Source organism: Vallitalea maricola, from assembly GCF_036985595.1.
GTDB classification, from domain to species: Bacteria; Bacillota; Clostridia; order Lachnospirales; family Vallitaleaceae; genus Vallitalea; species Vallitalea maricola.
Genome location: NZ_BTPU01000027.1, coordinates 171,168 through 184,908 on the forward strand (window position 1 = coordinate 171,168; position 13,741 = coordinate 184,908).

Here is a 13,741-nt window from a genome sequence, read left to right on the forward strand (position 1 = left end):
TAGGAGATGATATATATGAAGTGCTCAATTTGCCATAAAAATACAGCAGTTGTTTTTGTTTCAAAGATAGTTGATGGAAAGCAAGAACGTTTAGGTATGTGTCTTCCGTGTGCACAAAAAAGTGGTATCGCACCTCTAGACCAGCTAATGGGTCAAAGTGGTATGAGTCCAGAAGAATTTGAGAATGTTAATCAACAGATGATGACTATGTTTGAAAATGTGGATATGGACGAATTAACATCTTCAATGAATGATCCTGATGGGGCAGAAGGTGGTAATTCTTTTATGAATTTATTAAATAGTGCCTTTTCTGGATTGAAAAATAGTAATAAATCAGAGTTTCAACCTGAAGAAGAGATAGAACAGGAACAAGAACAAGTACCTAATACTAATAATGCTTCTGGTTCTGGTGTTAGAACTAAGAAGAAAAAGACTGCTAAGAAAAATAAACGTAAGTACCTTGATACTTATGGTATTAATTTAACAGAAAATGCCATTAACGGTAAAGTAGATAGAATTATTGGTAGAAATAGAGAAATAGATAGAGTTATACAGATACTAAACCGTCGTTCTAAAAACAACCCTATTCTCATTGGAGAACCAGGGGTAGGTAAAACTGCAATTGCTGAGGGGCTTGCAGTAAGAATAGTTGAAAATCAAATACCTGCAAAACTAATTGGTACCGAAATCTACTTATTGGATTTGACGGCTGTTGTTGCGGGTACACAATTTAGAGGACAATTTGAATCTAGAATGAAAGCTATAATCAACGAAGCAAAAGAGTGCGGTAACGTAATACTTGTTATAGATGAAGTCCATAATATTGTTGGCGCTGGTGAAGCAGAAGGCGGTTCAATGAATGCTGCTAATATTTTGAAACCTGCTTTAGCTAGAGGCGAAATTCAAGTAATAGGTGCTACAACCCTCGATGAATACAGAAAACACATAGAAAAGGATACAGCATTAGAGAGAAGATTCCAACCTGTTAAGGTTGATGAACCTAGCGCTGAAGATAGTATAGAGATACTAAAAGGGATTAAGAATTATTATGAGGATTTTCATAAGGTTAAGATATCAGATGAGATAATTGAATATGCGGTAAACCTTTCAGAAAGATATATTAACGATAGATTTTTACCAGATAAAGCAATTGACGTCATAGATGAAGCTGGTTCTCGTGCTAATTTATTAAATCTAGGATTAGTTGAGTTAGAAGCATTAAGAAGAGAATTAAGCAAAGTCATTGATGAGAAGGAAGAAGCGGCAGCAAACGATGATTATGAAAAAGCTGCAAGGTGTAAAGTAAGTGAATTTGATTTACTTTCTAAGATAGAGAAGATAGAGAAACAATGTAATAACGTGGCTATTAATAAGGAAGATATTGCATATGTTATTGAAGCATGGACTAAGATTCCTGTTCAAAACATATCTGAATCAGAAGCTAAGAAACTTCTTAACTTAGAAGATAGGTTGCATGAGAGAGTTATAGGACAAGAAAATGCAGTTGTTAGATTATCTAAATCAATTAGAAGAAATCGTTCTGGATTTAGAAAGAGGAAAAAGCCTTCATCATTTATTTTTGTAGGTCCTACTGGTGTAGGTAAGACTGAGTTGACTAAGGCTTTGGCCCATGAATTATATGGTACAGAAGATGCTATGATTAGATTTGATATGTCAGAGTTCATGGAGAAACATACTGTATCCAAATTGATTGGAGCACCTCCAGGATACGTAGGATTTGATCAAGCTGGTCAGCTTACTGAAAAAGTAAGACGTAAACCATATTCAGTAATATTGTTAGATGAAATTGAGAAGGCTCATGCTGATGTTTTTAATATTCTACTTCAGATATTAGAAGATGGAAGATTGACTGATAATACTGGACGTGTGGTAAGTTTTGAAGATACTGTAATTATTATGACATCAAATGCAGGTACAGCTCAGAAAACTAATGGTATAGGTTTTGGTAAAAATGATTTTGACAGCCTTGAGCGTAAATGTACAGAAGCTTTAGAGCAGGTATTTAGACCTGAATTTCTTAATAGAGTAGATGAGACGGTAGTATTTACAGAGTTGAATAAGGATGAACTTAGAGATATTATTGATTTGATGTTAAATGAAGTAATTATAGAAGCAAAACTTAAGAATATTACTATTAAGATTGCTGAAGACATCAAAGAATTCATCTTGGAAAAAGGTTATGATGCAAAATATGGTGCTAGACCATTAAGAAGGACAATACAAAGATATATTGAAGATGAGATTGCTGAAAGTTACATTAAAGGTAATATAAAAGATGGTTGTACGGCGATTCTTAATTTGAAAGATGATAAGATTGTGATTAAAGTAAAGGATAATGATATAGATACAATTGAACATGAATAATATTTGTAGGCTGCCTGGTGGGTGGCCTATAATATTGTTTAAAATATTTTGTATACACATATTGACATTTGTAAAAAAAAATGATAATCTTATAATAAATTTAAATCCTAGTATTCTACTAGGAATTGAATTGAGGTGTTAGTATGAAATTATCGACGAGAGGTAGATATGGTTTAAGAGCTATGGTAGATCTAGTTGTGAATAGCAAGGAAACCAATATCTCGTTAAAAAGCATATCCCAGCGGCAAGGTATTTCTATGAACTATCTTGAGCAAATTATTTCTGTTCTTAAGAAATCAGGGTATGTTAAAAGTGTAAGAGGCGCAAAAGGTGGATATTCATTGGCAAAATCGCCGAAGGATATTTCTGTTGGAGATATATTAAGAGCACTAGAAGGTGATCTTAATCCTGTGGATTGTGCTTTGGTTAATGAAGAAAAACAATGTGATGAAGCTGATTGCTGTATTACAAAAATTGTTTGGAAAAAAATTAGTGATAGTATTAATGACGTCGTTAATAATATATCATTGCAAGATTTGGTAGAAGGACATAATGATTTATAGTAAAATCTAGAAGAATATGATTAATAAAATATACAGTAAAAGAGGAGATAAAGATGGATAGAAAAGTATATTTTGATAATGCTGCTACAACTAGTGTTCATCCAGAAGTGTTGGAAGCAATGTTACCATATTTTACACAGAATTTTGGTAATCCTTCAAGTATATATGAAATAGGACAAATTAATAAAAATGCTATAGATGATGCAAGAGAACAAGTTGCGAAATTAATAGGTGCCAAGCCAGTAGAAATATTTTTTACTAGTGGAGCGACAGAAGCTGATAACTGGGCTATAAAAGGTATAGCAGAGAGTTATAAGAATAAAGGAAATCATATTATAACTACAACTGTTGAGCATCACGCTGTTTTACACACATGTGAGTATCTTGAGAAAAATGGATTTGAAGTTACTTATTTACCTGTTGATGAAAATGGATTAATAAGTATTGATGATCTTAAGAATGCAATAAAAGATACAACAATTTTAATAACAATTATGTTTGCTAATAATGAGATAGGAACTATTCAGCCAATAAAAGAGATTGGTGAAGTAGCTAGAGAAAATAAAATTATTTTCCATACTGATGCTGTGCAAGCTATCGGACAGGTTCCAGTAGATGTAGCGGATATGAATATTGATATGTTATCATTGACTGGTCATAAGCTCAATGGACCAAAAGGTACAGGTGCCTTGTATGTTAAGAAAGGTATTAAGCTTAAGGCTTTCATTCACGGTGGAGCTCAAGAGAGAAGACGTCGTGGTGGAACAGAGAATGTTCCAGGTATTGTTGGATTAGGTAAAGCATCAGAGATTGCTGAATCTAACATGGAAGAAAAAACTAAGAAATTAATTAAATTGAGAGATAAATTGATAAAAGGCATTAAAGAAGAAATACCATATTGCAAGTTGAATGGTGACCCATTAAAAAGATTACCTAACAATGTTAATTATAGTTTTGAATTTATTGAAGGAGAATCATTACTTATTATGTTAGACATGAAAGGTATAAGTGCATCTAGCGGTTCTGCTTGTACATCAGGTTCACTTGATCCATCTCATGTATTATTAGGTATTGGTCTTCCTCATGAAATAGCACATGGTTCATTAAGATTAACTTTAGGAATTGATAATACAGAAGAAGATATAAATTATATTATTGAAGTTTTACCAGGTATAGTTAAGAGATTAAGAGATATGTCACCTTTATATGAGGATTTTGTAAAAAACAATAAATAGAGTAAATAATTAGGTACTTGTTAATAAATAAAAAAAATTGAGGTGTTAGTTATGTATACTAAAAAAGTAATGGATCATTTTGTTAACCCTAGAAATATGGGAGAACTTGAAAATGCAGACGGTGTTGGTACTGTTGGAAACGCTAAATGTGGGGACATTATGCGTATCTACCTAAAAGTGGAAGATGAAATTATCAAAGATGTAACTTTTAAAACTTTTGGATGTGGTGCTGCAGTAGCAACAAGTAGTATTGCAACAGAATTAGTTAAGGGAAAATCAATAAAAGACGCTTTAAAAATTACTAATGATGCAGTTGTAGAAGCGCTAGATGGATTACCAAAAGCTAAAATACACTGTTCATTATTAGCTGAAGAAGCTTTACATGCAGCTTTATGGGACTATTCCAAGAAGCATGGTATTGAGATAGAAGGGCTAGAACCACCAAAGGCAGATATACATGATGACCATCCTATTGATACAGAAGATGAATAAAAAATATTGATAGGGAGATTCAATGATATAACTGATTTATGAATAATACTTAAAAAGTTGTGTAATATATAGAACAGGTGATTAAATGGACAAAGAAAAAGTAGTAGTTGGTATGTCAGGTGGAGTTGATAGTTCCGTTGCAGCTTATCTACTAAAAGAACAAGGTTACGATGTTATCGGAGTAACAATGCAGATATGGCAGGATGAAGAAACAGATATCCAAGAAGAAAATGCTGGATGTTGTGGCCTTAGTGCTGTAGATGATGCCCGTCGTGTTGCAGATGCTCTTGGAATTCCCTATTATGTTATGAATTTCAAAGGAGAGTTCAAGGATAATGTTATAGATTATTTCGTTGATGAATATCAAAAAGGTAATACGCCTAATCCATGTATTGCATGTAATAGATATGTAAAATGGGAGTCAATGCTTAAAAGGAGTCTTGCTATAGGTGCTAAATATATAGCAACAGGACATTATGCTAGGGTTATAGAATTACCTAATGGAAGATATACATTAAAGAAAGCGGTTGGTATAAGAAAAGACCAGACTTATGCATTATATAACCTTACTCAAGCTCAATTAAAACATACACTCATGCCAGTTGGTGAGTATTCTAAAGAAGAAGTTAGGAAAATTGCAGAAAAGATAAATGTAAGAATTGCCAATAAACCAGATAGTCAAGAAATTTGTTTTGTACCTGATAATGATTATTCAGCTTTTATAGAAGATTATACTAATAAAAAAATCCCTGAGGGTAATTTTGTAGATGTGAATGGAAAAGTCTTAGGTAGACATAAGGGGATAATTAATTATACGGTAGGTCAACGTAAAGGTCTTGGATTATCTTTAGGCAAACCGGCTTTTGTTGTAGAGATAAAACCGGATACTAATGAAGTTGTTATTGGAGATAATAGTGACGTATTCAGTGATACGTTATATGCTGATAATGTTAATCTGATGGCAATAGAAGAGATAGAAGGCAAGTTGAAGGTAGAGGCTAAGATTCGTTATAGTCATAAACCTGCTTCGTGTACTATAGAGATGGTTGATGAAGATACATTGAAATGTGTATTTGATGAGCCACAGAGAGCTATAACACCGGGGCAAGCAGTGGTGTTTTATGATGGGGATATTCTTATTGGTGGAGGAAGCATAATAAGAAGATAGGGAATTTTGTTTAAGAATTAAGTGGATAACGGTAGTATATTAAAACCATATATAGTGATAATCACTTTCGTTACATTTGTTGTTTTATCTGTTTTAATAAGGATACAACAAGCTGTAAAAGGTTGTTCTTATCATTATATATGGTTATTTATTTTAAATATTCAATAGTTTTACTAGTTGATTTATTTTGTGTCTGTTTAGTAGGATAAGTTCCGCGGCTTTTCCTTTTAGGAAGTCTATATTTCTTTCTGATGAATCGTCTAATTCGGAGGATATTCCATTGAGGGATATTTCGAATCTATATTCTTTGACGTCATCCATGCTGTTGATGATGTAGTTGTCACTTTCCATTTGGGAATCCATGTATGCAGTTAGTAGAGGTATTCCATTGATAGGGTTCATCCATCCTAGGACTCCCCATTTTTTTACCTTTTTGCATTCGTAGGTTCTTACATATTCGCCGGTACCCAGGGATACAATTATATATTGTTTTGCATGGGGGTATAGTTTTTTTGCATATGTATAGGCGCATAGTGAAGGGTTATTGCAGAATATTCCTCCATCTACAAAGCAATAAGATTCACCTGTTGTTATGGATTTGACATTAGCAGGGGGTAAGTATGTAGGTGCAGCTGATGATGATAAACCAACGTCTTTCAGGAAAAAATTATGGTAGTAATCTTTAACGTCTGTGCGATATTTGAATAAATATGGTCTCATGGATATCATATCATAGGTAGGTATAATTAAATTGGATAGAGAATCTTCTAGTGTAAGGTTCTTGAAGTTTTGTCGTAGTAATCTTCGTAGTGGTCTGCCATTGTATTTAGGTCGAAAGAAGTGTTTGATTGTTTGGCATATTTCACATTTTGCTTCAGAAAATATTTCTTTTGTTTTGTTTTCGTATAAGTCTAATAATAGATCCAGTCTTTCATGGTCCGTATAATCTTCTGGTGGTTTAATTAACATTAATGATATTAATGAACCAGTAGAAGTGCCTGATATAACATCAAATAAATCGTAAAAAGGTGTTTTGTTACCAAAACTATCTAATTCGTTTCTAAGATGGTCTAGAAATATACATGGAATAAGACCTCGTACACCACCGCCGTCAATAGATAGAATTTTAACAATTTCTTTTTTATTATTAACCATGTCAACACCTAAAGAGTTTCTTATTTAAATTATATATGAAACTTCTTGTCTTTTATAACTAAATAAGAAAAAGCATTTTGCTTCCTAGTAATCTTAGATATAATCACAAAATTCTTTTTCTTCTATTAGCTTACTATTGATTTTAATCAGGTATTTTAATGAATTCAGGTTTTCTTTGTTCAAATATTGTAAAATATTTGAAACCGCATTCTTTTAAAACTTTGTAAGCCACATCAAAGTTATATGCAAGATGTTCAGGAAAGTGAGCGTCGGAACCGATTGTAATTATTTCACCGCCTAATTGTCTGTATCGTTGTATAATTTCTATATTAGGATGTGGTTCGTTTAAGTTTTTGCGATAACCGGAGGTATTAAGTTCTATTCCATGACCTGTTTCTATAATTTGCATTAATATTTTATCGATAAGTTCACTATAATTATAGTAGTATAATTTTTTATCTTCATAATGTCCATAACGTATTATATAATCAAGGTGACCGTATACATTATAATTGTCAAAGTTGGTTACATTATATAGAATGTCTTCTAAGTACCTGGAATAAGCTTCTTTTTTAGTTTTGTTTAAATAGTACGAACCAAAATATGGGTCAAGTTTATCTACAACATGTGTTGAAGCGATAACAAAATCAAAAGGGTAATTATTAATGACTTTATTGACAGTATTGTATATATGTGGTTGCAGACCTAATTCTATACCAAACAATAATTGGATTTTATTTTTATATTTTTCTTTTAGTTCAAGAAATGTTTTGTAGTAATTAGGTAAGTCAATATCAAAGGCTAACTCAGGTGTGCTGGGATAATCATAGTCATAATGATCTGTAAAGCATAATTTACCAAAATTGTGTTGGATAGCATGTAAAATCTGTGTTTCCATTGGATATTTACAATCACCTGAAAATGATGTATGTGTATGGAAATCATAGTAACTCATATTTAACACCTTTCTTTCTATAAATAAATTTATGAAAATAATTACTTAATAAAATTAATGGTTTTTAATAATAATATATAATAAGTGAATTATTAAATATTTGGAAATGATTAAGATTAGTAATTATTAAAATTGTGTAGTAAAAAATGTATAAATCTTTATCTGAATATTATACTAAAAAACAATAAAAACAACAAGAGGTGTAAGTGTATTGTTCAGTTATTACAGGTATATTTGGCATAATTACTAAAAAACAAGTAAAAAAAAATAATTATTGATAAATATTTTTGCTTGTTTTTAATGAAATGATTATGATACTATTAATGTGTTGTTAATAATAAATTAACATTTTATTTACATAATATTTTATTCTGTTATTTATTTTTAAGTTTCACTCTATTTATTCTCTAAGACAAAATATATATCACAATTAGGAGGAAATATCTAAATGAATTGGCTAACAAAGGAATACATATTTATATTTTTTGCATTTATTGGCGGTTTTGGTATGTTCCTATACGGTATGCACATTATGGCTGAAGGTCTTCAAAAATCAGCAGGTAATAAGATGAAGAGTCTTCTGGGTGCATTAACCAACAATAGATTTTTAGCAGTAACAGTTGGTGCACTGGTTACAGCCATTATTCAAAGTAGTTCTGCTTGTACTGTAATGGTAGTTGGATTTGTTAACGCAGGCTTATTCAATCTATCACAAGCTGTAGGAGTTATAATGGGAGCAAACATTGGTACAACCATTACTTCTTGGATAGTATCAAGTCAGGAATGGTTAGTATTCTTGAAACCATCAAAATTAGCACCATTGGCTATTGGAATTGGTGCATTGTTCCTATTTTTTGCAAAAAATCAACGCAAGAAACAAATTGGTGAGATTATCATTGGCTTTGGTCTATTATTTATAGGTCTTGAATATATGAAAGATGCAATAGAACCTTTCCAAGATTCACCAGCATTTACAGAAGCATTTAAAATGTTTGGAAAAAATCCAGTCTTAGGTATATTAACAGGTGCAGTTGTAACAGCAATCATTCAGAGTAGTTCGGCATCAGTTGGTATTTTGCAAACAGTAGCAACAGTAACTTTTGTTCCTTGGAGTGCAGCAGTATATATTATCCTTGGACAAAACATTGGTACTTGTGTAACAGCAATGTTATCAAGTATTGGAGCTAATAAAACAGCTAAAAGAGCTGCTTATATCCATTTGCTGTTTAACGTAATTGGTACAGTGATATTTGCAATATTATGTGTAGTATATTTTACATTCATTAATTCTAATTTTGGTAATAATGTAGCTGTTAATATGGTAGGTATAAGTATATTCCATACAGTATTTAATATCAGTAATACGGTTATTCTATTCCCATTTGCAGATAAACTTGTATCTCTGTCTAACAGAATTGTAAGAGGTAAAGATGACGAAGATCAAACGGAAGAACAAGTTGCCCTAAGACATCTTGATGATAGAATATTGGAAACTCCAAGTTTTGCTGTAGAAAACGCAATCAAAGAAGTCATACACATGGGTTATTTAGCTGTAGAAAATGTTAAATGTGCTACTACCGCAATAATAGAAAAAGATGTGGACAAAGTTAATAAAGTCTATGAAGAAGAAAAGAACATTAATGCTTTAGAAAAACTTATAACAGAGTATTTAATAAAGATAAGTAACTCAGTTATTAACGAAAGCCAAAATGAGGTTGTAACTAATCTATTCCATACAGTTAATGATATTGAACGTGTTGGAGATCATGCTGAAAATATAGCAGAACTTGCAGAGTATTTCATTGAAAATAATCTAATTTTCTCTGAAAGTGCGAACAAGGAATTATTGGATATATCAAATAGAGCTACTGAAACAATAGAACTTGCAATAAAGTCAAGAGAAAATGATGATGTTGATCTTGTTAGAAAGGTTGAGCAAAACGAAGATTTAGTAGATGAATTAGAGGATGAGTTAAGGGAGAAACATATCAGGAGATTAGCTCAAAACATATGCGATTCAACTACTGGTGTGGTATTTTTAGATTTAATAAGCAATTATGAAAGAATATCAGACCATGCACTAAATATTGCTTATTATGTAAGAGATGAATTATTATAAATTAGAGGGGGCAGATAACTGCCCCTTGTTTAATATTTTGTTAAAAACACAAAAAAAACTTGAAATTATATACTACATTGTTTATAATATAAATTGGGATGAATTGGTGGTTTAATTCCTTTTTTTTGAAGCAATAGGGACTATAATTGTTCATAGGGCCCCAGAAGGTACCGAAAGGTGATTTGTAATGGAAAATACCTTGTTAACACTTAAGAAAATTATTCCAAAAGAGATTGATATATTGCAACGAAGATACGAAATATTAAAGGGAATACATATTTATCAACCAATAGGAAGACGAAGTTTATCCCAAAAATTATCAATATCAGAAAAAATTATTAGGAATGAAACTGAATATTTGAAATCACAAGGTTTTATACTAGTATCAAGTGTTGGTATGAGTACTACTGATTCTGGAGATACTATACTGGATGATTTGAAAGAGATTATGCATCATGTAAAAGGTCTTAATTATATGGAAGAAGAAGTTAAGAGACTTATAGGCTGCAAAGAGGTAGTTGTTGTACCTGGTAATTCATCTGAATATGAAGAGATAAAAGAAAATATTGGAAAAGCCGCAGTTGATGTTTTATTAAAACACATAAAAGATAATACTATAATTGCTCTTACTGGTGGAAGTACAGTGTACAATGTAGTTAAATCTTTGAATAATAAACCAAATACAACCTATGAAAACGTACTAGTTGTTCCAGCTAGAGGTAGTTTAAGGAATAATGTTGAATATCAAGCTAATACTATAGTATCTAAGCTTGCTAAGAAGCTGAATGGAGATTATGAACTTCTAAATATACCAGATAATTTAAGTAAAAAGGCACTTGACAGTGTAAGAAAAGAACCTGAAATCGAGCAAACCATATCTAATATCCTAAAAGCGAATATAATACTTTTTGGTATAGGTAATGCTTATGAAATGGCTGGAAGAAGGAATCTACCTGAACCAGTTATGGATTTTCTTCATAGAAGGCAGGCTGTTGCTGAAGCATTGGGTTATTATTTTAATAAAAATGGTGAAATAGTGTATACATCAAGGTCAATTGGTATAAAATTAGAACATATGACTAAGACTCCTTATCCTATAGCTGTAGCGGGAGGAGCTAAAAAAGCAGAAGCTATAATGGCTGTAAAAAATATTATTAAAAATGGTTCACTGATAATTGATGAAGATGCAGCTAATAGAATTATTGAGATTATGAAGTAAAACTAGATTGTGTTTATTAACTGTTATACAGTTTAATATAAAAATTATAATTTTAGGAGGAACAAGAATATGGCAAAAATTGCAATTAATGGATTTGGACGTATCGGACGTAACGCATTTAAAGTAGCTATGGAACAAGGAGTTGACATCGTAGCTATTAATGATTTAACTGATGCTAATACATTAGCTCACTTATTAAAATATGATTCATGCTTTGGTAAATTTGAAGGAACTGTAGAAGTTGGAAATGGAGCTTTAGTAGTTAATGGAAAAGAAATCAAAGTATTAGCTGAAAGAAATCCTGCAGATCTTCCTTGGAAAGAATTAGGTGTTGATATTGTTATTGAGTCAACTGGTTTATTCAGACAAAAAGAAAAAGCTCAATTACATATTGATGCTGGTGCAAAGAAAGTAATCATTTCAGCTCCTGGTAAAGGAACAAAATCAATTGTAATGGGTGTTAACGAAGAAGATTATAACCCAGCAGAAGATAATATCATTGATAACGCTTCTTGTACAACTAACTGTTTAGCACCATTCGCTAAAGTATTAAATGATACTTTCGGAATCAAAAGAGGTATCATGACTACAGTTCACTCATACACTAATGACCAAAGAATCTTAGACTTACCTCACGAAGATTTAAGAAGAGCTCGTGCAGCAGCTGAGTCTATTATCCCTACAACTACAGGAGCAGCTGAAGCAGTAGCAAAAGTTATCCCTTCATTAAAAGGTAAATTAACTGGTATGGCTATGCGTGTACCTACTCCTACAGTATCTGTTGTTGACTTAACTGTAGAATTAGGAAAAGAAGTAACAGTTGAAGAAGTTAACGGAGCTTTAAAAGCAGCAGCTGAAGGAAGTAACGTACTTGGATACTCTGATGAACCATTAGTATCAATTGATTACAGAAAAGATTCACGTTCATCAATCGTTGATGGATTAGCAACACTTGTTATGGAAGGAAGCTTAGTTAAAGTAGTTTCTTGGTATGATAATGAGTGGGGTTATTCAAACAGAATTATTGACTTAGCAAAATATGTAGCTGAAAGACTTTAATTAATATAAGTTTGAATAGATTTATATAAGGTCCATATGGTCCTCTCTTGTAGGTCAGACTATAGGGAGGACTTTTTTAATACTCATATGAGTATTAAAGTTGATTAGAAAAGTTAGAAAATTTCAAAATAAACTAGTTATATTGAGATTAACTAACATAAATCAAGTATTAGAAGGGAGACGACTACCAATGCTTAATAAAAAGACAGTTGACGATATAAATGTACAAGGTAAGAAAGTCCTAGTAAGATGTGATTTTAACGTACCTTTAAAAGATGGTGTAATTACTGATGAGAACCGTTTAACAGCAGCATTACCTACAATTAATAAATTAATTAAAGATGGTGCAAAAGTTATTCTTTGCTCACACCTTGGAAAACCAAAAGGAGAACCTAAGCCAGAGCTTTCACTTGCTCCAGTAGCAAAAAGACTTTCAGAATTATTAAATAAAGAAGTTGTTTTTGCAGCAGACGACAATGTAGTTGGTGACAATGCTAAAAAAGCTGTTGCTGACATGAAAGATGGAGATGTAGTACTTCTTCAAAATACTCGTTACAGAAAAGAAGAAACAAAAAATGGTGAAGATTTCAGTAAGGAATTAGGAAGTCTAGCTGAAATGTTTGTTAATGATGCATTTGGAACTGCTCATAGAGCACATTGTTCTAATGTTGGAGTAACTAATTATGTTGATACTTGTGTAGTAGGTTATTTAATGCAAAAAGAAATTGACTTCTTGGGCAACGCTGTAAATAATCCAAAGAGACCTTTTGTAGCTATTCTTGGTGGAGCAAAAGTATCTGATAAAATAAATGTTATTAATAATCTTCTTGATAAAGTAGATACTCTAATCATAGGTGGAGGAATGGCTTATACATTCTTAAAAGCTATGGGTAATGAAGTTGGTTTATCATTACTTGAAGAAGATAAAATTGATTATGCAAGAGAAATGATTGAAAAAGCAAAAGAAAAAGGTGTTAATTTCTTATTACCAGTTGATAATGTAGTAGCACAAGAATTCAAGAATGACACACCATTCAAGACTGTAAAAAGAGGAATGATCGAACCTGATTGGGAAGGTCTTGATATTGGAGAAGAAACTAGAGAAATATTCGCTGGTGCTGTAAAAGACGCAAAGACAGTTGTTTGGAACGGACCAATGGGTGTATTTGAATTTGAAAACTTTGCAGGTGGAACAATTGCTGTAGCAAAAGCATTAGCTGAAACTGATGCAACAACTATCATCGGTGGTGGTGATTCAGCAGCAGCTGTTAACCAACTTGGATTCGGGGATAAAATGACTCATATTTCTACAGGTGGTGGTGCTTCACTTGAATTCTTAGAAGGAAAAGAATTACCAGGTGTTGCAGCAGCAAACGATAAATAGTTATAAC

Annotated in this window: 11 protein-coding genes; 9 read left to right on the plus strand and 2 right to left on the minus strand. The window is 32.0% G+C overall.

Annotated elements, in window-relative coordinates:
* Positions 1-15: 15 nt before the first annotated feature.
* From AACQ14_RS09435 to mnmA, 5 genes are all read left to right on the plus strand, one after another.
* Positions 16-2,385, plus strand: a complete 2,370-nt coding sequence (locus AACQ14_RS09435) for an ATP-dependent Clp protease ATP-binding subunit (RefSeq protein ID WP_339363333.1) — start codon at positions 16-18, stop codon at positions 2,383-2,385.
* A 143-nt stretch (positions 2,386-2,528) separates the two neighbouring features.
* Entirely contained in the window at positions 2,529-2,948 is a 420-nt protein-coding gene (locus tag AACQ14_RS09440; RefSeq protein ID WP_339363334.1) for an RrF2 family transcriptional regulator, read from the plus strand.
* A 53-nt stretch (positions 2,949-3,001) separates the two neighbouring features.
* Positions 3,002-4,183 (plus strand): cysteine desulfurase NifS, encoded by a 1,182-nt coding sequence (gene nifS, locus AACQ14_RS09445; RefSeq protein ID WP_339363335.1) that lies wholly within the window; start codon positions 3,002-3,004, stop codon positions 4,181-4,183.
* Positions 4,184-4,234: 51 nt separating this feature from the next.
* On the plus strand, positions 4,235-4,675 hold the full coding sequence (nifU, locus tag AACQ14_RS09450; protein WP_339363336.1) for a Fe-S cluster assembly scaffold protein NifU: 441 nt from the start codon (positions 4,235-4,237) through the stop codon (positions 4,673-4,675).
* Positions 4,676-4,760: 85 nt separating this feature from the next.
* Positions 4,761-5,843, plus strand: coding sequence for a tRNA 2-thiouridine(34) synthase MnmA (gene mnmA, locus AACQ14_RS09455; protein WP_339363337.1), 1,083 nt, complete (start codon positions 4,761-4,763; stop codon positions 5,841-5,843).
* A gap of 153 nt (positions 5,844-5,996) precedes the next feature.
* On the opposite strand, the gene AACQ14_RS09460 is transcribed toward mnmA, so the two are convergent.
* Both AACQ14_RS09460 and AACQ14_RS09465 read right to left on the minus strand, forming a co-directional pair.
* Entirely contained in the window at positions 5,997-6,998 is a 1,002-nt protein-coding gene (locus AACQ14_RS09460; protein WP_339363338.1) for a patatin-like phospholipase family protein, read from the minus strand.
* 142 nt (positions 6,999-7,140) lie between these two features.
* Positions 7,141-7,953, minus strand: a complete 813-nt coding sequence (locus AACQ14_RS09465) for a histidinol-phosphatase HisJ family protein (RefSeq protein WP_339363339.1) — start codon at positions 7,951-7,953, stop codon at positions 7,141-7,143.
* Positions 7,954-8,401: 448 nt separating this feature from the next.
* On the opposite strand from AACQ14_RS09465, the gene AACQ14_RS09470 reads away from it, so the two are divergent.
* The 4 genes from AACQ14_RS09470 (at position 8,402) to AACQ14_RS09485 (ending at position 13,734) form a co-directional block, all read left to right on the plus strand.
* On the plus strand, positions 8,402-10,072 hold the full coding sequence (locus AACQ14_RS09470) for a Na/Pi cotransporter family protein (RefSeq protein ID WP_339363340.1): 1,671 nt from the start codon (positions 8,402-8,404) through the stop codon (positions 10,070-10,072).
* 187 nt (positions 10,073-10,259) lie between these two features.
* A complete protein-coding gene (locus AACQ14_RS09475; protein WP_339363341.1) occupies positions 10,260-11,291 on the plus strand; it encodes a sugar-binding transcriptional regulator in 1,032 nt (343 codons plus the stop codon).
* A 69-nt stretch (positions 11,292-11,360) separates the two neighbouring features.
* Positions 11,361-12,350 carry a type I glyceraldehyde-3-phosphate dehydrogenase gene (gene gap / locus AACQ14_RS09480; protein ID WP_339363342.1) on the plus strand — a complete coding sequence of 330 codons (990 nt, stop codon included), beginning with the start codon at positions 11,361-11,363 and terminating at the stop codon, positions 12,348-12,350.
* Positions 12,351-12,540: 190 nt separating this feature from the next.
* Positions 12,541-13,734 (plus strand): phosphoglycerate kinase, encoded by a 1,194-nt coding sequence (locus AACQ14_RS09485; protein ID WP_339363343.1) that lies wholly within the window; start codon positions 12,541-12,543, stop codon positions 13,732-13,734.
* Positions 13,735-13,741 lie beyond the last annotated feature (7 nt).